This is a genomic window from Ramlibacter alkalitolerans (genome assembly GCF_016722765.1).
Classification (GTDB): domain Bacteria; phylum Pseudomonadota; class Gammaproteobacteria; order Burkholderiales; family Burkholderiaceae_C; genus Ramlibacter; species Ramlibacter alkalitolerans.
The window spans coordinates 292,098-313,473 of sequence record NZ_JAEQND010000004.1 but is presented as its reverse complement, the minus strand read 5'-3'; the positions used below and the strand labels follow the sequence as shown (position 1 = coordinate 313,473).

Below are 21,376 nucleotides of genomic sequence, written 5' to 3'. Positions count from 1 at the left end.
CCGGAAGGAGACCCCCATGCGAACCAGGACCCTCTTCATCAGCCTGCCCGTCAGCGACCTGCGGGCCTCGAGCGCCTTCTACCAGGCCCTGGGCTTCGAGGAGAACGCGCGCTTCAGCGACGACTCCACGGCCTGCATGGCCTGGAGCGAGGCCGTCGTGGTCATGCTGCTCACCCACGCGAAGTGGCGCACCCTCACGCAGCGCCCGTTCCCGCCGGCCGGCTCGAGCGGCTCGATGCTCTCCCTGGCGATGGACAGCCGCGAGGCCGTCGACGCCATCAACCGCGCCGCGGCCGCCCATGGCGGGCAGGCCGACGCGAATCCGGCGGAGGATGACGGCTTCATGTACTCGCGCGACCTCGCCGACCCCGACGGCCACCTGTGGGGCGCGTTCTGGATGGACCCGGCGGCGGCGCCATGCGGCGCCCATTCGTGAGGCGATGGCGAGGATCGGTCCCGGCGGACACGACAGGGGAGGCGCGATGCTGAAGGTCCATGGTTTTTCGAAGGTCAACAAGGGTGCCCATGGCAAGACGCGGGACCTGCGCGTGCTGTGGGCGCTCGAGGAGATGCAGCTGCCCTTCGAGATGGTGGGGCTCGATCATCCCGCGCACGAACTGAACACGCCGGCCTATCGGCGGCTGAGCCCCTTCGAACAGCTCCCGGCCATCGAGGATGACGGCGTGATCCTGTCCGAGTCGGCCGCCATCCTGATCTACCTGGCGCGCAAGTCCGGCCAGCTGATGCCGGCGGACCTCGCGGGCGAGGCGCAGGTGACGCGCTGGTGTTTCGCGGCCTTGAACTCGCTCGAACTCCCGCTCATGAGCCTCAACATGATCGACTGGGTGGAGCCGGAGAGCGCTTGCGCCAACTACCGCGGCTTCGTGCGGGGCTGGGCGGAAATGCGCCTGCCCCAGCTCGATCGCTGGCTCGAAGGCCGTGACTGGGTGGCGACGGAGAACTTCACCGTCGCCGACATCCTGATGGCGCACGTGCTCTCCGGCATCCAGGACGACGCGTTGCTGGCGCCGAACGAGCGGGTCAGGGCCTATCGGGACCGCTGCTTCGCGCGCCCCGCATGGAAGCGCGCGATCGACAGCTACCGCGCCCGGGTGCAAGCAACGTGAGCCCACGACGGGCCTGACGCCTTGCGCGCGGACGAGAGGGTTGGCGGCCTTGGCGCCTCGCGGTGGGCCGCGTAAGATGCATTCCAACTCAACAGGGAGAGCGGAATGGGGGAAGCGCGTCGCAGGCAACTGGCTGGCGAGATGCCAGCGCAAACCACCCGGGTGAACGCAGCAGACGCCTTGAACCGCGCCAGCTTCGTCGCCCTCGTCGCCGACCGGAGCGACACCGGCCAGGCGGCTTTCCGCGAGTGGATGGAGCAGTTTCCCGACCTGCGCGCGCGCGAGGAGGCCTGGAACACGAGCGGCTGCCAGTTCCTCATCAACCTGCGCCAGGCGAACGGCCAGCCGGTGGTCACGATCCTGCCGCGAGACGAAGCGGAGCTGCGCGAGCAGGCCATTCCCGAAGTGTTCCGACGCCTGAAGGGAACCGGCGCGACGCTGGTCACCCGCCCGCGGGTGGCGCCTGCCTTGCTGCCGATGCTGCAGGCCGAATTCGCAAGGTACACGACAGCGCCCGACGCGGACCAGTAGGTTCCGCGCGCCCGCCGGGGGGCGCTTCTTCCCTTCGGAGACGCTGGCCTTGTGCCGCGCATGTGAGTGCCCCGCTCGGCGCGGGCTTTGCCGTCCGGCGCCGCGCCGTCGGACGGGGCGCGGCGCCCCGCGGGCTGGCTCATGGCGTACGGGCAGGCAGCCGTCCGACACGAATTCGGACCAGCGTCGCCTTCGCTGCGACGCGCTGCCCGGGCAGCATCCTGCCATTGTCTGTGCAGCCACATCGTTGAGGAGAATCCCATGTTCGGCAAGAAAGACCAGGCCGCCATCAAGACCCTGATCGCGCACGGCACGCGCATCGATGGCGACATGAAGTTCGAGGAAGGCCTGAGGGTCGACGGTGAGGTCTACGGCGCGATCCAGGCGAACGGCGAGGCGGGCAGCCTCCTGGTCATCTCCGAGGGCGCGGTGGTGGAAGGCGGCCTGAAGGCCGACCACGTGATCATCAACGGGACCGTCAAGGGTTCCGTCGAAGCGCGCGAACTGCTGGAGTTGCAGCCGAAGGCCAGGATCGAGGGCGACGTCCAGTACGTGACGCTCGAGATGCACCAGGGCGCGACCATCTTCGGCCAGTTGCGGCCCATGGCCGCCGCGAGCGCCTCCTCCGACGAAGACAAGGCCATCATCAGGCTGGCTGCGAAGAGCGCCTGATCGGTTGGGCAGGGCGCGGACGAGCCGCGGCTCGGCTCAGCGCGCCAGCATGAACCCGGCGAAGAAGTCGGCCAGGGCGCCGTGCGCGTCGAGCGGGAGGACGTGGGCGATGTACTGGTCCGGGCGGACCACCACCAGGGCGCCCTGCGTGCGGTCGACGCCGCGCAGGTCGAAGATGTCCTGGCGGTTCTTCAGGTCGGGGCTGAACACCTTTTCGTAGTCGCGCAGCCCATGGCGGCCCTTGCGCGGCAGCAGCAGCGCCGGCAGGGCGGCGATGTCGATCTCCTGGTGCGGCTGCTGGAACACGGCGCGCAAGTCGAACACGGCGTCCGGATCCTGGCCGGCGCGCGTGGACCTGCGCACCGGTGACTCGGGCGACTCTTCGAGGAAGCGGCACAGTTCGCGCAAGCCCGTGGCGTCCCTGCCGGCGAAGGCGTACAGCCGCCAGCGGCCATCGGCCTTGCCGGCGTGCCCCAGTTGCACCGGCTTCGCATCGGTGACGCGCACCACCGGGGCCGAATGGAATCGCGTTCCCACGACGAAGCCGGTGGCCAGTTGCTGGTGCGTGGCTGCGCCGCAGATCAGGGACGGGCGGTAGTGCGTTCCCATCCCGGCGGTGAAGCGCCCGTGCCGCTCGAAATAGCGCTGGAACTCCTTCGGGTCCACGCCTTCGCCGCCGCCTTCCCGGGCGCGGTCGCTGAACATCTTCGCCCACGCGCGGTCGAAGTCGATCAGCTCCTGCGCCACGACCTGGCGTTCGGCCGAATACGTGTCCAGCAGCGCCGGGGTGCACTGGCCCCGCAGCACTGCCGCCAGCTTCCACCCCAGGTTGAAGGTGTCCTGCATGGAGAAGTTCATGCCCTGGCCCGCCTTGGGGCTGTGCGTGTGGCAGGCGTCCCCCGCGATGAACACGCGCGGCTGGCGCGAACCCACGGCGTCGGCGGGCACATCGTCGTACTTGTCGCAGATGCGCTGGCCGATCTCGTAGACCGACCACCAGGGCACGTCCTTCACTTCGAGCGTGTAGGGGTGCAGGATGCGCTGCGCGGCGGCGATGAGCTTGTCCAGCGTGATGCCGCGGTCGGCCACGCGCTCCTCGTCGCCCAGCTTGTCCATCTCGACATACAGGCGCACCAGGTAGCCGCCTTCGCGCGGGATCACGAGCAGGTTGCCGTGCGCGGATTGCACCGCCGACTTGAAGCGGATGTCCGGGAAGTCGGTCACGGCCAGGACGTCCATCACGCCCCAGGCCTGGTTGGCGGAGTCGCCCACCAGTTGCCGGCCGATCGACTTGCGCACGGCGCTGCGGGCCCCGTCGCAGCCGACCACGTAGCGCGCCCTCAGGGCTTCGACCTGTCCGGCGTGCGCCGCATCCGTGCGTTCCAGCCGCACGGTCACGGGGAAGTCGGCCGCCGCAGGATCGACGGTCAGGTCGACGAGCCGGCGCGCGTAGTGCGGCGCGAGCCGCGACGGCGACTTGCGCATCAAGTCCAGGTAGAAGTCGTGCACGCGCGCCTGGTTCAGCACGACGTGCGGGAACTCCGAGAGTCCGTCCTCCGTGTCCTGGACCCGCCCGTGGCGGACGATGGCCTGCGGCCGCTCCGCGTCCGGTTTCCAGAAGGTGACCTCGTTGATCCAGCAGGCCTCCTTGAGCACCCGCTCGCTGAAGTTGAAGGCCTCGAACATCTCCATCGTGCGGCAGGCGATGCCGTCGGCCTGGCCCAGTTCGAGCGGGCCGTCCTTCTGTTCGACGATGCAGGTGCGGATGTCCGGGAAGGCGGCGAGCTGCGCGGCGAGCGTGAGTCCGGCCGGGCCGCAGCCCACGATCAGCACGTCGACCTCGGCGGGCACGGCGTCGGCGTGCGGGAGAGCCTGCGGCGAAGCCTGCGCCAGTTCGGGATCACCGGGCACGAAGCCCTGCAGATGGAATTGCATGTTCACTACCTCGGTTGCACGTTGTGCATGCTGATCGTCAGCACACTGATGATTAGTGTAGTGAGAGAATGGAGCGACCAGACCGAGGGTAAACCATGATCAAGCGCGCGACCCGGACGACTCCCCCAGCAACGACAGGGGCGCTGGAGCTGCACGAGGTGCCCGGTCATTGCATCCGGCGCCTCCAGCAGGTGGCCGTCGCCATCTTCATGCAGGAGGCGGCAAGCTCCGGTGTCACGCCGGTGCAATACGCGGTGCTTCAGACGCTGATGGACCGGCCCGGGATCGACCAGCGCACGCTGGCAGGCGCGGTGAGCTTCGATACGTCCACGGTCGGCGGCGTGGTCGACCGGCTGGAGGCGCGCGGCCTGCTCGCGCGCAGTTTCGCGGCGGAAGACCGCCGTGTGCGGCGACTGCGACTGACCACCGACGGCGAGGCGCTCCTCGCGGAACTCACGCCCGCCATGGAACGCACGCAGGAGCGCATCCTGGAGCCGCTGGCGGCCGAGGAACGAGAGAGCTTCATGCACATGATGCAACGCGTGATCGGCCACCACGAGAACCTGAGCCGGACGGAGCCCGGGGCCTGACGCTGCCGGCCCGGGGGGCGGGGCCTTGCCGGGCCTACGGACCTTCCCCCGCTACCGTGCCCGCCCCGTTTCCGCATCCAGCACGACGACGCGCACTTCGCCGGCCGAGGTGAGCACCTTGATGCGCCAGACGATGCGGTTGTCCACGTGCAGGCCGCGCTCCACGTCCAGCACGCGGCCGGGCGCGATGCGCTGGGCGATGGAAGCCGCTTCCTCGCGGCTCACCGCGGCCCAGGCCGGCGGCAGCAGCAAGCTCAGGCACAGCAGCAAGGCGGCTGAAGCCATCGCACGGTGTCGGGTCAGCATGGGCGTGGCCTCCACGGAAGCGATGGAGCCACCCACGGAGTTCCTGCGGGAAAGGGCAAAGTTCGGCATGGGGGCTCCTTGGAAGATGTTGGGACCAGCATAGGAGTTCCTTCATGAACGATGCAGGAACGAAACCCGGAAACCGCGCCAGCCAGCGTGCCTCGACCTGCTGGACGGGCCGCTGCATCCGGCACGACGCCCGGCAAGAGACAATCCGGGGATGCGGATCACCTACGTCAGCGAATCCTGGCCAGAAACGAGTTACGAGATCGAGAGCGACCGGTTCGGGAACTACACGATCAAGGCCGGCGGCAGGGTCATCAAGCGCGTCACCTCGGTCACCGAGTACCTCGGCAAGCCGAAGTGGGGCAGCAAGAAGCTCGAACTGAGCGCCATCGACGACGCCAAGGCGGCGATCGCGAAGTTCAAGACGCCCACGGGCTAGACGCCGTCGCCGCCGGCCGTGGCAGCCACCCGACGGCAGACCGCGGTGGCATGATCGGCGCGGCAAATGCCACGCACGGCCGAGCCATCCGCCGGTGCCGTCTCCGCGTCCGGCATGGAGCACATCATGGCCACGTCCAACGACACTCCCTCTTCTTCCAGCAAGCCGCCCTCGTTCTTCGCGCGGATCGGCCTCGCCTTCCGCGCCTTCTCCGCCGTGCTCGGCGACCCCGGCACGGCGGCCCGCCTGCTCGATGAGCCGGCTGGCGCCACGGCCGCGCCAGTGGCCCCGCCAGCCCCGGCGACCCCTGCAGCCCCGGCGACGACCCTGAAACAGGCCAGCCCCGACTCCGCGCTGCAACTCCTGTCGCTGCTGCAGCGGGACGCGCGCCTGATCGATTTCGCCGGCGAGAACCTGGCCGACTACAGCGACGCGCAGGTCGGCGCCGCGGCGCGCCTGGTGCACGAGGGCTGCGCCAAGGTGCTGCGCGAGCACTTCCAGATCGTGCCGGTGCGCGAGGAGCCCGAGGGCAGCCGCGTCGCATTGGCGGCGGGTTTCGACGCCGCGGCCGTGCGCCTCACCGGCAATGTCGTCGGCCAGCCGCCGTTCAACGGCAGCCTGCGCCATCGCGGCTGGCGCGTGGCCGAGGTCCGGCTGCCGCAAGTCGCCGAAGGGCATGACACCCGCGTGCTCGCCGCCGCGGAGGTGGAACTGTGAGCGTGCCGCCCCGCGAAGGCGCCGCACCAGGGCCGCGCTATTCCATCGGGATCGACCTCGGCACCACGCACAGTGCGCTGTCCTTCATCGACATCGCCGCCAGCGACGGGGACGCCACCGTGCACGGCGTGCTGCCGGTGCCGCAACTCACTGCGCCGGGCACGGTCGAAGCGCAGCCCTTGCTGCCTTCGTTCCTCTATCTCCCGCATGCCGACGAATTGCCGGCCGGCGAGCTCGCCCTGCCATGGCCCAGCGAAGGCGGCGGGGTGGTCGGCGAGCTGGCCCGCAGCCGCGGCGCGACGACGCCCATCCGCCTGGTGTCCAGCGCCAAGAGCTGGCTGAGCCATCCCGGCGTCGACCGGCGCGGCGCCATCCTGCCGCCGGATGCGCCGCCCGAACTGGAGCGCGTGTCGCCCCTGGAAGCGTCCCGGCGCTATCTCGAGCACCTGCGTGCGGCCTGGGACCAGGCGCACCCTGAGGCGCCGTTCGCCGAGCAGGACGTGACCGTGACGATCCCGGCCTCCTTCGATCCGGCCGCGCGCGAGCTCACGCTGGAAGCGGCCAGGGCCGCGGGCTATCCGGCACCGACGCTGCTCGAAGAGCCGCAGGCCGCCCTCTACAGCTGGATCCAGACGGCAGGCGGCTCCTGGCGGCAGCAGGCGCGGCCCGGCGACGTCATCCTCGTGGTCGACGTCGGCGGCGGCACCAGCGACTTCTCCCTCATCGCGGTGCTGGAGCGCGAAGGCAGCCTGGAGCTGCACCGGGTCGCCGTCGGCGAGCACATCCTGCTCGGTGGCGACAACATGGACCTGGCGCTTGCGCACGGGGTCGCGCGCAAGCTCTCGGCGGCCGGCACCACGCTCGACGCCTGGCAGCTGCGTGCCCTGACCCATGGATGCCGTGGCGCCAAGGAAAAGCTCCTGGCCGATGCGCAGACGGCCTCGGTGCCCATCATCGTGCCGAGCCGCGGCAGCAGACTGATCGGCGGCTCGATCCGGACCGAGCTCACGCGCGAGGAGGTCGCCGCCACCATCCTCGAAGGTTTCTTCCCCGCGGTGGAAGCTTCGGCCCGCCCGGTGACGCGCGTGCGCGCAGCCCTCGCGCAGCTGGGCCTGCCTTACGCACAGGATGCCGCGGTGACGCGCCACCTGGCCGCCTTCCTCGGGCGCCAGCTCGGTGCCGTGGCCGAACTGGAGGGCTTCGCGGATCGCCGCGCGCCGGGTGCCAGCTTCATCCATCCGACCGCACTGCTGTTCAACGGCGGGGTGTTCAAGTCGGAACTGCTGGCCGGGCGCGTGGCCGGCACCCTCGACCAGTGGCTGCGCTCCGAGGGCAGTGCGCCGGTGCGCCTGCTGGCCGGTGCCGACCTGGATCTCGCCGTCGCCCGTGGTGCGGCGTACTACGGCTACGTGCGGCGCGGCCGCGGCGTGCGCATCCGCGGCGGCACGGCGTTCGCGTACTACGTCGGCGTGGAGTCGTCGATGCCGGCGGTGCCGGGCATCGAGCCGCCGTTGCAGGCGCTGTGCATCGCGCCCTTCGGCATGGAAGAGGGCACCGAAGCTGCGCTGCCCTCGCTGGAGGTCGGCGTCATCGTCGGCGAGCCGGTGCACTTCCGCTTCTTCGCGTCTTCGGTGCGGCGCCACGACGCCGTCGGCACCGTGCTGGAGGGCTGGGGGCCCGAGGAGTTGCGGGAGATCGACGCCATCTCCGCGACGCTGGCTCCGCAAGGCCGCACCCCCGGCGAGATGGTGCCGGTGCGGCTGCACGCGCGTGTCACCGGGGCCGGGACGCTGGAGCTCGAAGCGGTGCCGCGCAGCGGCGACGAACGCTGGAAGGTCGAGTTCGACGTGCGGGGCGAGCCGCGCGCAGGCGAGAGCGGCGGCTGAACCCGGCCGCCAAGACGAGCGTCGCGATGGCGCCCTACATCGTCGGCATCGACCTCGGCACCACGCACACCGTCGTCGCCTGGGCGCCGTCCGGGGCCGTCGCGGACGACGCCATCGAGGTCCTGGCGATCGAGCAGCTGGTCGCCCTCGGGGAGGTCGCTGCGCGTCCCCTCCTGCCGTCGGTGCTCTACCACCCCGCGGCGAATGAAATTCCCGCAGCCGACCTGGTGCTGCCCTGGGGGCCGGGCCCGGAGGGGAGGGTGGTCGGCAGCCTGGCCCGCGAACTCGGCGCGCAGGTGCCCGGCCGCCTGGTCACGAGCGCCAAGAGCTGGCTGTCGCACGCCGCCGTCGATCGGCTCGCGCCCATCCTGCCCTGGGGCGCTCCGGACGATGTGGCCAGGATCTCGCCGGTGGCAGCCAGTGCGAGCGTGCTGGCCCACGTGCGGGCCGCATGGAACTGGCGCAGGCCACAGGCCCCGCTCGAGGAGCAGGAGATCGTGCTCACGGTGCCGGCTTCCTTCGACGACGTCGCCCGCGCGCTGACGCTGGAGGCCGCGCGGGAGGCCGGCCTGCCGACGCTGCGGCTGCTCGAGGAGCCGCAGGCGGCGCTCTACGACTGGCTCTTTCGCCATCGCCGCTCGCTCTCCTCGGAGCTGGCAGGCACGGGCCTCGTGCTGGTGTGCGACGTCGGGGGCGGAACGACGGACCTGAGTCTCGTGCGCGTCGAAATGCGCGGCAGCGAGCCGCGGCTGGAACGCGTCGCCGTCGGCAGCCACCTCATGCTCGGTGGCGACAACATGGACCTCGCGCTCGCGCACCGTGCCGAGGGCAAGCTGGCGGCTGCCGCCGGCGGGCAACGGCTGGCACCGGGCGCGCTGTCGCAGCTGATCGAGCGTTGCCGTGCCGCCAAGGAGCGGCTGCTGGCGCGCGATGCGGCGCAGAGCGTCGCGGTGACGCTGCTCGGCGCCGGCTCGCGCCTGGTCGGCGGGGCGCGCACGGTGGACCTGCAGCGGGAGGAAGCCGAGCGCATCGTGATCGACGGATTCTTCCCGCGCGTTGCCGCCGATGAACTGCCCCGTCGGGCGCGCACCGGCAGCGGGCTGGTGGCCTTCGGCTTGCCCTATGCGAGCGATGCTGCGGTGACGCGGCACCTGGCCGCCTTCCTCCAGCAGCACCGGGGAGCGACCTGGCCCGATGCGGTGCTGCTCAATGGCGGCGTATTCCGCGCCCATGCGATTGCGATGCGCTTGCACGAGACGCTGGCGGACTGGCGCGGCGCTGCCTTGAAGCCGCTGCACAACGCCGATCCGGACATCGCGGTGGCGCGCGGTGCCGTCGCCTATGCGCTGGCACGCCGCGGGCTGGCGCCGAAGATCGCCGCGGGCGCGGCCCGCAACTACTTCCTGCGCGTCGAAAGCACGGCCGGCGATGCGCCGCGCGGCATCTGCGTGCTGCCCCGCGGCAGCGAAGAGGGGCACGAGGTGCCGCTGGCCGGGCGCAGCTTTGCGCTCAAGAGTGGCGAGCCGGTGCGCTTCGATCTCGTCGCCACGACCGCAGGCACGGTGGCGGCCGGGGCGCAGGTGGACCTGGGCGAGCTCGACGCCCAGCCGCTGCCGCCAGTGGCCACCGTGCTGCGCACGCCGGGCGGCAGGGGCTCGCAGGAGATCCCGGTCCACCTGGCGTCGACGCTGACCGGGGTCGGGACGCTCGCCCTCTATTGCATCGCCGACGAGGATCCGGGCCAGCGCTGGCGACTCGAATTCCAGTTGCGCGGGGAGGGCACGGCGGCGCCGGCGCAGGGCCTGCCGCCGCGCTTTGCCGAAGCGGTCGCCCTAATCGAGCGCGTGTTCGGTTCGCGCGACCGGCTGGCCGACCCGAAGGCGGTGAAGCAGTTGCGCAGCCAGCTGGAAGCGCTGTTCGGGCAGCGCGAGCAATGGAGCCTGGGGCTGCTGCGCGCGCTGTTCGACGCGCTGCTGCAGCGCGCCCGCGGGCGGCGCCGCTCCGCCGATCACGAGCGGGTCTGGCTGAGCCTGACCGGCTGGTGCCTGCGACCCGGCTTCGGCGACCCGCTGGACGCGTGGCGCATCGAGCGCCTGTGGCCGCTGTACGGGCAGGGCGTGCACCAGGGCCGCGACGCCCAGGTCTGCGCCGAGTGGTGGACCTTGTGGCGCCGGGTCGCCGGTGGCCTGGACGAGGCGGCGCAGCAGCGGCTGCTCGAGGACTTCGCGATCAACCTGCGCGGCAACGAGATCGATCCGGCCGACCTGCGCCAGATGCAGCGACCGGTCAAGGGCGGCTGGGATGACATGGTGCGCATGTGCGCCACGCTTGAACGCATCCCGAGCGAGCACAAGGTCGAGGTCGGCGACTGGCTGGTCGGCCAACTGCAGCGCGCCAACCCGAAAGCGCGCAGTCCGTGGACGCTCTGGAGCATCGGCCGCATCGGCGCGCGCCTGCCCTTTCACGGCAGTGCGCACCGCGTCGTGCCCGCCGACGCCGCCGCAGCGTGGCTGGAGGTCCTGCTCGCGCTGGACTGGAAGCAGGTCGATGGTGCGGCGGCCGCGGCGGCGAATCTCGCCCGCCTGAGCGGTGACCGCGTGCGCGACCTGCCTGCGGACCTGCGCGAGCAGGTGGTGGACCGCCTCACTGCCCTGCGGGCGCCGCCGGCATGGATCGCGCGGGTGCGCGAAGTCGTGCCGCTGGATGATGCAGGCCAGCAGGGCGTGTTCGGCGAAGCGCTGCCCCTGGGATTGAAATTGATCGATCGAGAAGCGGAACAGGAAACACCATGAAGACGCAGATCCCGAACCCGGACGAACACCAGGAGATGCGCGAAGCGCTGCGCGACCTGTGCGGCCGCTACGACTCCGCCTACTGGCAGAAGGTCGATGCCGATCGCGGCTATCCCGAAGCCTTCGTCGATGCCCTGACCGAAGCGGGATGGATGGCCGCCCTGATCCCGACCGAGTTCGGCGGCTCCGGCCTCGGCCTGGCCGAAGCCTCGGTGATCATGGAGGAGATCAATTTCTCCGGGGGCAACTCGGGCGCGCTGCACGGGCAGATGTACAACATGAACACGGTGCTGCGGCACGGCTCGCCCGAACAGAAGCAGAAGTACCTGCCGGGAATTGCCAGCGGCCAGCTGCGGCTGCAAGCCATGGCGGTCACCGAACCGACCACCGGCACCGACACCACCAACCTGAAGACGACGGCGGTGAAGAAGGGCGACCGCTACGTCGTCAACGGCCAGAAGGTCTGGATCTCGCGCATCCAGCACTCGGACCTGATGATCCTGCTGGCCCGCACCACGCCCGCCGCCGAAGTGAAGAAGAAGAGCGAGGGCATGAGCGTCTTCATCGTGGACCTGCACCAGGCGATCGGCAACGGCATGACGGTGCGGCCCATCATGAACATGGTGAACCACGAGACCAACGAGGTGTTCTTCGACAACCTCGAGATCCCGGCCGAGAACCTGGTCGGCACCGAGGGCCAGGGCTTCAGGTACATCCTGGACGGCCTGAACGCCGAGCGCACGCTGATCGCCGCCGAGTGCATCGGCGACGCCTACTGGTTCGTGGACAAGGCCCGCAAGTACGCCAGCGAGCGCGTGGTGTTCAACCGGCCGATCGGGCAGAACCAGGGCGTGGCCTTCCCCATCGCCGACGCCTACATCGAAACGGAGGCGGCCAACCTGATGCGCTTCAAGGCCTGCGCCCTGTTCGACGCGCACCGGCCCTGCGGCGCCGAGGCGAACATGGCCAAGTACCTGGCGGCCAAGGCGTCCTGGGAAGCCGCCAACACCTGCCTGCAGACGCACGGCGGCTTCGGCTTCGCCCACGAATACGACGTCGAGCGCAAGTTCCGGGAGACCCGCCTGTACCAGGTGGCACCGATCTCGACCAACCTGATCTACTCCTACGTCGCCGAGCACGTGCTCGGCCTGCCCCGGAGCTTCTGACCCGTCACACACCCGGCGCGCCCGACCTGTCTCTGCGCCGCGACACGGAGGCCGGATGGCGGGGGCGCCGCGGTGTCCGGCGGGAATGCCTGACCTACACTTGCTCACATGTTTGATGAGCTACGCGAAGAACTGGAGCAACTGCGAGGCGCGAACGCGAGCTCCAGGCCGGCCGCCCGGCTGGGCGTCATCCGCCAGCGCCTGGCCCGGGCAGAAGGCGAGATCGGGCCGACCCGGCTGGTAACGGCCGTCTCTGCGGTGGAGGCCCTGGCGCGCTCCCTCATCGTCCACGCGCCCGGCCGGCCGGCGTCCAGCGCGCACTTTCGTTATCGGCAGGTCGCGCTGAAGGCTCCGCTGGAGCTCGTGGAAGAGGCCCTTCGGCTCTATGAGGCCGGCTCGCCGCAGGACCGCTACGGCGAGGAAACCTGGCAGTTGTTCGAACTGGCGGACCACTACCGACACCTGGTGGTGCACGGGTGCACGTATCCCGCGCCGGACCGATATCCCGCCCTGGTTGCGGCTGCCCGGCACGTGCTCGAGGGCCTGGTCGAGGCCGGCGGGCTGCCGCGGCTGGTGTCGCAGCAGGCCTGAGAAATCTTCGGGCGTCGGCCTTGCCAGCGCCGGCCGGACGGGCAGGTCATGCAGCCGACCCGCCGCGCAGGGCCTGCGCGATACCGTCGACCCGTTGCGCGTTGCTGAGGTCGGCGCGCCGCACCATGCCCACCGGCGGGAGATTCCACTGCAGCCGTTGCGGCAGGACACTGGCGCCGCTGGCCTCGGCCACCTCCAAGGCGATGTCGTCGGGCAGGATGGTGATGGCGTCGGGCAGCTGGCGCAGCACCGAACCGACCGTCTTCTGCGCGTAGGCCTCGAGCACGGGCGCCGGTACCTGCTGTCCGGCCGAAGCGAAGATCGCATGGACCATGTCGCGGATCGGCGAGTGCTGCGGCGGGAGGATCCACTTCAGCGAGCTGAACGCACCCCAGTCGATGCCGCGCCGTGCCAGCCGCCTGGCCGCGGCCCGCGAAACCACCAGCCTGGGCTCCTGGGGATACAGGTGCTGCTGCACGAGGCCGCTGTCCGCACGCGCGGAGGTGAACCGGCAGATCGCGCAATCGAGCCGCCGGCTCGTGACGGCTTCCAGCAGGCGGTCCGAGGTGGCTTCCTCGACGACGAAGCCGAGCGCGGGGCGTAACGGCAGCAGGTGCCGCCAGAGGGCGTCATGGGTCCTGTTCGACAGATAGGGGATGACGCCGATGCGCAGCACGCCCTGGAAGCCGGCGGTGAGCGATGCGAGGTCCTGCTCCAGCGCGGACGCATCGAGCAGGGCGTTGCGTGCGCGTGCCAGCACGAGCTCGCCGGCGGCCGTGGCCTCCAGGCCGCGTCGACCGCGGACGAACAGCGGCGTCATGAAGATGTCCTCGATCTCCGCCAGCGCCCGGGTGACGGTCGGCTGCGCCAGGTTCAGCTGCTGCGCGGTACGGCTGATGGAGCGCTCGCGGTCGAGCTCCGCCAGCAGCACGAAGTGGCGCAGCTTCAGTCGCGAGGAGAGGCGTTGCAGGGTCGGCGTGGACATGCCCGCATGCTAGCCGTGCCATAGCAGCCACTGCATCGTGCCATCGAAAGATATGCTGTCTGGGCTATTCCAGCGGCCTACACTGCGGGCGATGTTCACGACCCGTCCTGAAATCACCGGCACCTTCGGCGTCGCTTCCTCCACGCATTGGCTGGCGTCGCAGACGGCGATGGGCGTCCTCGAGCGCGGTGGCAACGCCTTCGATGCCGCGGTCGCCGCCGGCTTCGTGCTGCAGGTCGTCGAGCCGCACCTGAACGGGCCCGGCGGCGAGGTGCCGATCCTCCTGTGGGACGAGCGCCAGCGCCGCATGCACGCGCTGCGAGGGCAGGGGCCTGCGCCGCAGGAGGCGAGCGTCGCGGCTTTTCGGTCCCTCGGCTTCGAGCAGGTTCCGGGCATCGGCCTGCTCCCGGCCGTGGTGCCGGCGGCGTTCACCACCTGGCTCGTGATGCTGCGCGACCACGGCAGCTGGGAACTGGCCGATGTGCTCGCGCCTGCGATCGGCTACGCCCGCGATGGTTTCCCGGTGCTGCCGCGCCTGTCGCAGGCCATTCTCGCGGTGCGCGAGCTGTTCGCGCAGCACTGGCATTCGTCGGCCGCGGTCTGGCTGCCCGGCGGCAAGGTTCCGATGCCGGGCTCGCTGCACACGCTGCCGGCCCTGGCGGCCACCTACGAGCGCATCCTGCAGACCGCGCAGGGGGAGGCCAGCACGCGCACCGGGGTGATCGATGCCGCGATCCGTGGCTGGCAGCAGGGTTTCGTTGCGCGCGAGATCGACCGCTACTACCGCAGCGAGGCGGTGTACGACACCAGCGGCGAGCGGCACACCGGCCTGCTGCGCTACGAGGACCTGGCGGAGTGGCGACTGCAGGCCGACGCCCCGGTGACCGCCGACTTCGGCCGCTACACGGTGGCCAAGTGCGGCTTCTGGAGCCAGGGCCCGATGTTCCTGCAGCAGCTTGGCGTGCTGCGCCAGGCCGACCTGGCCGCGCATGGCCCCGGCACGGCGGACTTCGTGCACCTGGTGAGCGAGGCGGCGAAGCTGGCGCTGGCGGATCGCCTGGCCTGGTACGGCACCGCGCCGGGCGCGCAGGAGCGCCTGCAGCAGGCCCTGCTGTCCGACGATTACCTGCGGGCGCGCTGGGCGCTGATCGATCCGCACCGCGCCTCGCAGGTGCTGCGGCCCGGGCAACCGCTGGACGTCGCGCCGCGCATGCCGGACCTCGGAGTCGCGGCCCGCACGCTGCAGAACGCGGAGATCCGTTTCGGCGTCGGTGAACCGACCTTCGCCACGCTGCCGCCGCCCTCGGAATGGGCGGAGCGCGAGATCTTCGTCGGCGACACCTGCCACGTCGACGTGGTCGACCGCCAGGGCAACATGGTCGCGGCGACGCCCTCGGGCGGCTGGCTCTCGTCGAGTCCGGCGATCCCGGCCCTGGGCTTCGGCATCAGCACGCGCCTGCAGATGACCTGGATGGACGAGGGCCTCCCGAACACGGTCACGCCGCGGGTCGCGCCCTGCACGACGCTGTCGCCGACGCTTGCCCTGCGCGACGGCGAACCTTACCTGGCCTTCGGCACCCCCGGCGGCGACCAGCAGGACCAGTGGTCCGTGGCGTTCTTCCTGCGCCACGCGGTGCATGGCATGAACCTGCAGGAGGCGATCGATGCCCCGGCCTGGCACGTCAAGCATGCGCCCAGTTCCTTCTGGCCGCGGAGCACGGTACTGAACACGCTGCAGCTCGAATCCCGCTTCGATGCACCCGAGATCGAGCGCCTGCGGGCGCTGGGTCACCAGGTGAACGTCGGCGAGCCCTGGTCCGAAAGCCGCATGTGCGCCGCCGCTCGCAGCACCGACACCCGCGGCCGCACCGTGCTGCGTGCCGCCGCCAATCCGCGCGGCATGCAGGGCTATGCGGTGGGGCGCTGAATTTCCCTTTCCGACTCGCAACAAAGGAAACCTCCATGTTCAACAACTTCCGCCGCGCGCTGCTGGGCCTCGCTCTCGCCTTCGTCGCCCACGCGGCGCTCGCGGCCTACCCGGAGCGCCCCATCACGCTGATCGTCCCCTGGGCGCCGGGCGGGTCCACCGACATCCTGGCCCGCGCGATCGGCGAGCAGCTCACGAAGTCCATGGGCCAGCCGGTGGTGGTCGACAACCGCGCCGGCGCATCCGGCAACATCGGCTCCGCCGCGGTGGCGAAGGCCAAGCCGGACGGCTACACGCTGCTGATCGGCTCGATGAGCACCCACGCGATGAATCCCGCGCTGATGGCCAGCATGCCGTTCCGGGGCTCCGACGATTTCACGCCCATCGCGCTGGTGGCCAACGTGATCAACACGATGGTCGTCAACCCGTCGGTGCCTGCGAAGAACCTGCGCGAGTTCATCGCCTACGCCAAGGCCAACCCGGGCAAGCTCGCCTATGCCTCCGCAGGCGCCGGCTCCACCAACCACCTGAGCGCCGAGATGTTCAACAAGGCCGCCGGCATCCAGATGCTGCACGTGCCGTACAAGGGCGGCTCGCCGGCGGTGCTGGCCACGGTGGCCAACGAGACGCAGGTGCTGTTCTCCGCCGGCACGCAGACGCTGCCGCACGTGAAGGCGGGCAAGCTGAAGCTGCTGGCGGTGACCGAACCGAAGCGTTCCAAGCTGCTGCCCGACACGCCCACGGTGGCCGAGGTGCTCCCTGGCTACGAGATGAGCGTCTGGTATGCCGTGTTCGGACCCGTCGGCATGCCGCGCGAACTGGTGCAGCACCTGAACGCCGAGATCAACAAGGCGCTGGCGCTGCCGGAGATGCGCGCGCGCATGGATGCGATCGGCGTCGACCTCGTGATCAGCACCCCGGAGCAGCTGGCAGCGCAGCTCAAGTCCGACACCGAGCGCTACGGCAAGGTCATCCGGGACCTGGCGATCAAGCTGGACTGAAAGTGGCGATCGAGAGCGCCGCGCTGCCCGGCGCCGGGAACGGCGTCGCCGATGCCGCCGTGCTGCTCGCACAGAGCCAGCGGCTGTGCGACGCGCTGCACCGCTGCGAGGATCCGGCTGCAGCGCTGGCCCACATCGACGCCGCCCGGCGCGCCTTGCTGGGGCCCGGTCTGCTCACGGTGAACGTGGATGCGACGCGGCCGCAGGACCCGCCGGGTGAACTCCATCTGCTGCGGGCCTGGACGTCGGACCCGCAGGCCTATCCCGTCGGCGGGCGCAAGCGCAAGCTGCGCACGCCATGGACCGAGCAGTTGCTGGTGCACGGCGAGCTCTTCGTCGGCGAGGGCGAGGCCGCCCTCGCGGCCGCGTTCGACGACGTCGCGCTGATCACCTCCCTCGGCCTGCGCAGTGTGATCAACGCGCCCGTGCTGAGCGGCGGCCGGACGCGCGCGACCTTCAACGTGCTGGGAACCCGCCCGCAGTGGCAGGCGCACGAGATCGCTGCGGTGCGCCTGCTCGCGTTGGTGGCGCGGCCTTTCATCCTGCAGCTTGCAACGGCTCTCGGAACCCCCGAGCCCGATGCGTGAGCCGGCGCGCCTGAGGCATTCTCTGGCTCTTCGCCTCTTTCGGGACGCAGGTTTGGAAACCCTGCGCCCGCTTCGTAGTGCGGGGTCCGTCGCGGCAGGCGCTGCGCGGTGCGGGCCCGCGGAGCATCGGTCGGCGGCTTCGCGCGCCGACTGCCCTGAAAGGACGCTGCCGGCGGCGTCGCGCACCACAACTCGTCCGAAGTCGAACCGCTCGCGGTCCGACTTCAGACTCAAACAAGTGGTGCGATGGCCAGAAACGTACGCGGGCTCGCATCGCTTCGCTGCGTAGCCCGCTCCGCCGCCGGCAGCATCCTTTCAGGTGATTGCTCCTGATTGCGGGCCCACACCGCGCAGCGCCTGCCGCGACGCGGAACAGTGCGGCTCCTGCGAGCGTCGCAGGGGGCAGCCGTCTCCCACCCGCACGCCGCAGGACCAGGACGGGTCCCTGTCCGGCTCGGCGACATCAAGGAGGAGGCGCGGGCGTGTCGCCAACTCGGGCAACGGTTCTCATCCGCGCCGGGGGACAGTCGCAGAGACGGACAGGGACCCGTCCTGGTCCGGTCCGGAGGCCACCGGCTGCCGGTACCCGCTCCCGCGCGAGCTTCGCGCCCGGACCTGTCCTATAATTAGGACAGCCATGCGCGAGCGAGCCCACACCCTGCCGATCTCCAAGTACCACCAGGTGTACCTGGTGCTGCTCGAGCAATTGCAGGATGGCCGCCATGGCGACGGCCTGCCCGGCGAGATGGAGCTGGCCCGCGACTTCGGGGTCGGCCGCGTCACCGTGCGCCGCGCGCTGGAGCAGCTCGCGCAGGAAGGCCGCATCGTGCGCGAGAACGGCCGCCGCTCGCGCCCCGCGCCGCGGGCCCCAGGAGCGCGCGGTGCCGCCGCCGTGTCACCGGCCGCCGAGCCGCTGCAAGGCCTGCTGGCCAACATCGTGAGCGTCAGCCGCGGCACCACCGTGAAGGTGATCGAGTGGCGCGCCATGCCTGCAACGGCCGAACTCGCCGCGGCGCTGCAGCTGCCCGAGGGCGACAAGGTGCGCAAGGCGGTGCGCCGCCGCAGCACCGCCGCCGGCCCGCTGTCGTACATCACGACCTACGTGCCCGAGTTCCTGGTGCGCGGTTTCGGCCGCGCCGAGCTCGCGAGCAAGCCGATCCTGGAGCTGCTCCAGGCCGGCGGCGTGCAGCCCGGCCGCGCCGTGCAGAGCATCTCGGCGCGCCAGGCCGACATCAAGGTGGCGGCCGAACTCCAGGTGCCGGTCGGCGCGGCCCTGCTGTGGGTGCGCCGCCTGGTGCACGACGTCGACGACCGGCCCGTGCAGCTGCTGCATGGCCTGTACCGTCCGGACCGCTACGAATACCGGATGGAGCTGTCCGAGGTCGGCGGCATCGAGGCGCGCATCGTGGCCAACGAAATCCTGTCCTGAGCGAAGAAAGGCATCCATGCATTCCCCGCCGCCCCCGCCGCAGACGCTGGCGCAAAAACTCATCGCCCGCGCCAGCGGCCGCCCGCACGTGGCACCGGGCGAGATCGTGAACTGCCGCGTGGACCTCGCGATGTTCCACGATTCGTCCGGGCCGCGCCGCCTGCAGCCCATGCTCGACGAGCTGGGCGCGAAGATCTGGGACAAGGAGCGGGTGGTGCTGGTGATGGACCACTACGTGCCCGAGCGCGACGAGGATTCGCGCCGCATCGTGCGCATCGCGCGCGACTGGGCGCGCGAGCAGCAACTGCCGCATGTCTACGATTCCATCGGCATCTGCCACGTGGTGCTGCCGCAGAAGGGGCACGTGCGCCCCGGCATGTTCTGCGTTGGGGGCGATTCGCACTCGCCCACCGGCGGCGCCTTCGGTGCCTACATGTTCGGCATCGGCGCGACGGAAATGCTCGGCGTGGTCGTCACGGGCGAGATCTGGGTGCGGGTGCCGCTCACGCTGCGCATGTGGTGGGACGGCCGGCTCGGCGCCGGCGTCTCCGCCAAGGACATGGTCCTGCACCTGACGGGCCGCTTCGGCATGAACGGCGCCGACTACCAGGCGGTCGAATTCTGCGGGCCCGCCGTGCAGGCGCTTTCGATGCAGGAACGCATGACGCTGTCGAACATGAGTGCCGAGATGGGCGCGCAGGCCGGCCTGATCGCGCCTGACGCGGTCACGCGCGAGTGGCTGCTGGCCGCCGGCGTGCCGGCCGAGGCGATCGAGATCGACGGCTGGCATACGGATGCGGACGTGGACGAAAGCGTCGCCCGCACCTTCTCGTTCGACGCCGCGGCCCTCGCGCCCCAGGTGGCGGCGCCGCACAGCCCGGCCAACACCCACGCCGTCGGCGAGTACGGCGACACGCCGGTGCAGGTCGCCTACATCGGCGCCTGCACGGGCGCCAAGCTCGACGACCTGCGCGCGGCCGCAACCGTGCTGCGCGGCCAGCACGTCGCCGCCGGCACGCGCCTGATGGTCGCCCCGGCCAGCCTGCAGGACCAGCAGGCCGCCGAAGCCGAAGGCGTGCTCGGCGCCCTGCGCGAAGCGGGCGCCGAACTGCTGCCCACCTCCTGCGGCGCCTGCTCCGGCTACGGCGGCAGCATCCCGGACGGGGCGACGGTCATCGCGACCACGGCGCGCAATTTCAAGGGCCGCATGGGTTCGGCGAGCGCGCAGGTCTACCTCGCCTCGCCGTACACCGTCGCCGCCTCGGCCCTGCGCGGCCGCATCGCCGATCCGCGCGAGGTGCTCGCATGACCGCACCCGCGACGCACCGCGTCTGGCGCTTCGGCGCCGACATCGACACCGACCAGCTCGCGCCGGGCGCCTACATGAAGCTCGGTATCGACGGCATCGCGCCGCATTGCCTGGAAGGCGTGCGCCCCGAGTTCGCGGCCAACGTGCAGGCCGGCGACGTGCTTGCGGCCGGCCCCAACTTCGGCATCGGTTCCTCGCGCGAGCAGGCCGCCGCGGCGCTCGTGCGGCTCGGCGTGCGCGCGGTGATCGCGCCCTCGTTCAGCGGCCTGTTCTTCCGCAACGCCTTCAACCTCGGCCTGCTGCTGCTCACGTGCCGCGAGGCCGAAGTGCTGCGCGAGGGCGAGTGTGTTGCGCTCGACCTGCAGGCGATGCAGGTCGTGACCGCCGACGGGCGACGGCTCGCCTGCGATCCCATTCCCGGCTTCCTGCTCGACATGGTCGAAGCCGGCGGCCTCCTGAACCAGTTGCGCCGCAAGCTCCAGGCCACCCCATGACCCAGAACCGAACGAATCTCAGGCAGCGCCTGCAGTCCGCCCCGGCCGTGCTCGCGCCCGGCGTCTACGACGCGCTCACGGCGCTGGTCGCCGAGCAGGCCGGCTTCGAGGCGCTGTACCTCTCCGGCGCCTCGATCGCCTACACGCGCCTCGGCCGCTCGGACGTCGGCCTGACGACCGCCACCGAAGTCGCCGATACGCTGGCGCGCATCACCGAGCGCGTCGCGCTGCCGGTGATCGTCGATGCCGACACCGGCTTCGGCAATGCGCTGAACACGCAGCGGACGGTCCGCGCCTTCGAGCGTGCCGGCGCCGCGATGATCCAGCTGGAGGACCAGACCTTTCCCAAGCGCTGCGGGCACCTCGATGGCAAGGGCGTGATTCCGCGCGCCGAGATGGTGGGCAAGCTGCGCGCGGCGCTGGACGCGCGCCACTCGGCCGACACGCTGGTCCTGGCGCGCACCGACGCCATCGCGGTGGAGGGCTTCGAGGCCGCGATGGAGCGCGCCGAGGCCTACCTCGCTGCCGGCGTGGATGCGCTGTTCATCGAGGCGCTGCGCACGCCGGAGCAGATGGGCGCCGCCTGCGAGCGCTTCGCCGCCCGCATCCCTCTGCTGGCCAACATGGTCGAAGGCGGCAAGACGCCGGTCACGCCGGCGCATGAACTGGGTCGCCTGGGCTTTCGCATCGTCATCTTCCCCGGCGGCACGGCGCGGGCCGTGGCGCACACGCTGGCGCGCTACTACGGCAGCCTCAGGCAGCACGAGACGACCGCGCCCGAGCGCGAACGCATGCTGGATTTCGACCAGCTCAATGCCCTGATCGGCACCCCCGAACTGCTGCGCGAAGCGGCGCGCTACGACGCCGCGGCGCAGTCCGAATGACA

The 21,376-nt window shown here is 70.8% G+C and carries 21 protein-coding genes; 18 read left to right on the top strand and 3 right to left on the bottom strand.

Annotated elements, in window-relative coordinates:
• Positions 1-16 precede the first annotated feature (16 nt).
• The 4 genes from JI746_RS08950 (at position 17) to JI746_RS08935 (ending at position 2,330) form a co-directional block, all read left to right on the top strand.
• The gene (locus tag JI746_RS08950) at positions 17-436 is read left to right on the top strand and encodes a VOC family protein (protein ID WP_201688634.1); all 420 of its coding nucleotides are present in this window, start codon (positions 17-19) and stop codon (positions 434-436) included.
• A gap of 46 nt (positions 437-482) precedes the next feature.
• Entirely contained in the window at positions 483-1,127 is a 645-nt protein-coding gene (locus tag JI746_RS08945; protein WP_201688629.1) for a glutathione S-transferase family protein, read from the top strand.
• Between the two features lie 180 nt (positions 1,128-1,307).
• Positions 1,308-1,658: a hypothetical protein gene (locus JI746_RS08940; RefSeq protein WP_236599677.1), complete on the top strand. Its 351-nt coding sequence runs from the start codon at positions 1,308-1,310 to the stop codon at positions 1,656-1,658.
• A 261-nt stretch (positions 1,659-1,919) separates the two neighbouring features.
• Positions 1,920-2,330, top strand: a complete 411-nt coding sequence (locus tag JI746_RS08935) for a bactofilin family protein (RefSeq protein ID WP_201688625.1) — start codon at positions 1,920-1,922, stop codon at positions 2,328-2,330.
• Between the two features lie 36 nt (positions 2,331-2,366).
• On the opposite strand, the gene JI746_RS08930 is transcribed toward JI746_RS08935, so the two are convergent.
• Positions 2,367-4,265, bottom strand: coding sequence for an FAD-binding monooxygenase (locus JI746_RS08930; protein WP_201688623.1), 1,899 nt, complete (start codon positions 4,263-4,265; stop codon positions 2,367-2,369).
• A 95-nt stretch (positions 4,266-4,360) separates the two neighbouring features.
• Here JI746_RS08930 and JI746_RS08925 point away from each other — a divergent pair, with 95 nt between their 5' ends.
• Complete coding sequence (locus tag JI746_RS08925) at positions 4,361-4,855, top strand: MarR family winged helix-turn-helix transcriptional regulator (protein WP_201688621.1); 495 nt, start codon at positions 4,361-4,363, stop codon at positions 4,853-4,855.
• A 51-nt stretch (positions 4,856-4,906) separates the two neighbouring features.
• Here JI746_RS08925 and JI746_RS08920 read toward each other — a convergent pair whose 3' ends face one another.
• Positions 4,907-5,230: a PepSY domain-containing protein gene (locus tag JI746_RS08920; RefSeq protein ID WP_236599676.1), complete on the bottom strand. Its 324-nt coding sequence runs from the start codon at positions 5,228-5,230 to the stop codon at positions 4,907-4,909.
• Between the two features lie 151 nt (positions 5,231-5,381).
• Here JI746_RS08920 and JI746_RS08915 point away from each other — a divergent pair, with 151 nt between their 5' ends.
• From JI746_RS08915 to JI746_RS08890, 6 genes are all read left to right on the top strand, one after another.
• Positions 5,382-5,606 carry a hypothetical protein gene (locus tag JI746_RS08915; protein WP_201688620.1) on the top strand — a complete coding sequence of 75 codons (225 nt, stop codon included), beginning with the start codon at positions 5,382-5,384 and terminating at the stop codon, positions 5,604-5,606.
• 126 nt (positions 5,607-5,732) lie between these two features.
• Positions 5,733-6,323: a DUF2760 domain-containing protein gene (locus tag JI746_RS08910; RefSeq protein ID WP_201688619.1), complete on the top strand. Its 591-nt coding sequence runs from the start codon at positions 5,733-5,735 to the stop codon at positions 6,321-6,323.
• Complete coding sequence (locus tag JI746_RS08905) at positions 6,320-8,209, top strand: Hsp70 family protein (RefSeq protein ID WP_330892972.1); 1,890 nt, start codon at positions 6,320-6,322, stop codon at positions 8,207-8,209. The genes JI746_RS08910 and JI746_RS08905 overlap by 4 nt, the downstream gene beginning before the upstream one ends.
• A gap of 26 nt (positions 8,210-8,235) precedes the next feature.
• Complete coding sequence (locus JI746_RS08900; RefSeq protein ID WP_201688618.1) at positions 8,236-11,001, top strand: Hsp70 family protein; 2,766 nt, start codon at positions 8,236-8,238, stop codon at positions 10,999-11,001.
• A complete protein-coding gene (locus tag JI746_RS08895; RefSeq protein WP_201688617.1) occupies positions 10,998-12,167 on the top strand; it encodes an acyl-CoA dehydrogenase family protein in 1,170 nt (389 codons plus the stop codon). Before JI746_RS08900 ends, JI746_RS08895 begins: the two co-directional genes overlap by 4 nt.
• A gap of 108 nt (positions 12,168-12,275) precedes the next feature.
• Positions 12,276-12,758 (top strand): hypothetical protein, encoded by a 483-nt coding sequence (locus tag JI746_RS08890; protein ID WP_201688616.1) that lies wholly within the window; start codon positions 12,276-12,278, stop codon positions 12,756-12,758.
• A 46-nt stretch (positions 12,759-12,804) separates the two neighbouring features.
• Here the strand turns inward: JI746_RS08890 and JI746_RS08885 are convergent, their stop codons facing one another.
• Positions 12,805-13,743 carry a LysR family transcriptional regulator gene (locus JI746_RS08885; RefSeq protein ID WP_201688614.1) on the bottom strand — a complete coding sequence of 313 codons (939 nt, stop codon included), beginning with the start codon at positions 13,741-13,743 and terminating at the stop codon, positions 12,805-12,807.
• 91 nt (positions 13,744-13,834) lie between these two features.
• Between JI746_RS08885 and JI746_RS08880 the strand changes: the two genes are divergently transcribed.
• The 7 genes from JI746_RS08880 (at position 13,835) to JI746_RS08850 (ending at position 21,374) form a co-directional block, all read left to right on the top strand.
• Positions 13,835-15,670 (top strand): gamma-glutamyltransferase family protein, encoded by a 1,836-nt coding sequence (locus JI746_RS08880; RefSeq protein ID WP_201688612.1) that lies wholly within the window; start codon positions 13,835-13,837, stop codon positions 15,668-15,670.
• Positions 15,671-15,705: 35 nt separating this feature from the next.
• The gene (locus JI746_RS08875; protein WP_201688610.1) at positions 15,706-16,671 is read left to right on the top strand and encodes a Bug family tripartite tricarboxylate transporter substrate binding protein; all 966 of its coding nucleotides are present in this window, start codon (positions 15,706-15,708) and stop codon (positions 16,669-16,671) included.
• Between the two features lie 2 nt (positions 16,672-16,673).
• The gene (locus JI746_RS08870; protein ID WP_330892971.1) at positions 16,674-17,258 is read left to right on the top strand and encodes a GAF domain-containing protein; all 585 of its coding nucleotides are present in this window, start codon (positions 16,674-16,676) and stop codon (positions 17,256-17,258) included.
• A gap of 637 nt (positions 17,259-17,895) precedes the next feature.
• A complete protein-coding gene (locus tag JI746_RS08865) occupies positions 17,896-18,687 on the top strand; it encodes a GntR family transcriptional regulator (protein ID WP_201688609.1) in 792 nt (263 codons plus the stop codon).
• 16 nt (positions 18,688-18,703) lie between these two features.
• Entirely contained in the window at positions 18,704-19,996 is a 1,293-nt protein-coding gene (locus JI746_RS08860; RefSeq protein WP_201688608.1) for a 3-isopropylmalate dehydratase large subunit, read from the top strand.
• Positions 19,993-20,490 (top strand): LeuD/DmdB family oxidoreductase small subunit, encoded by a 498-nt coding sequence (locus tag JI746_RS08855; RefSeq protein WP_201688607.1) that lies wholly within the window; start codon positions 19,993-19,995, stop codon positions 20,488-20,490. Before JI746_RS08860 ends, JI746_RS08855 begins: the two co-directional genes overlap by 4 nt.
• Positions 20,487-21,374 (top strand): isocitrate lyase/PEP mutase family protein, encoded by an 888-nt coding sequence (locus tag JI746_RS08850; protein ID WP_201688606.1) that lies wholly within the window; start codon positions 20,487-20,489, stop codon positions 21,372-21,374. Before JI746_RS08855 ends, JI746_RS08850 begins: the two co-directional genes overlap by 4 nt.
• Positions 21,375-21,376 lie beyond the last annotated feature (2 nt).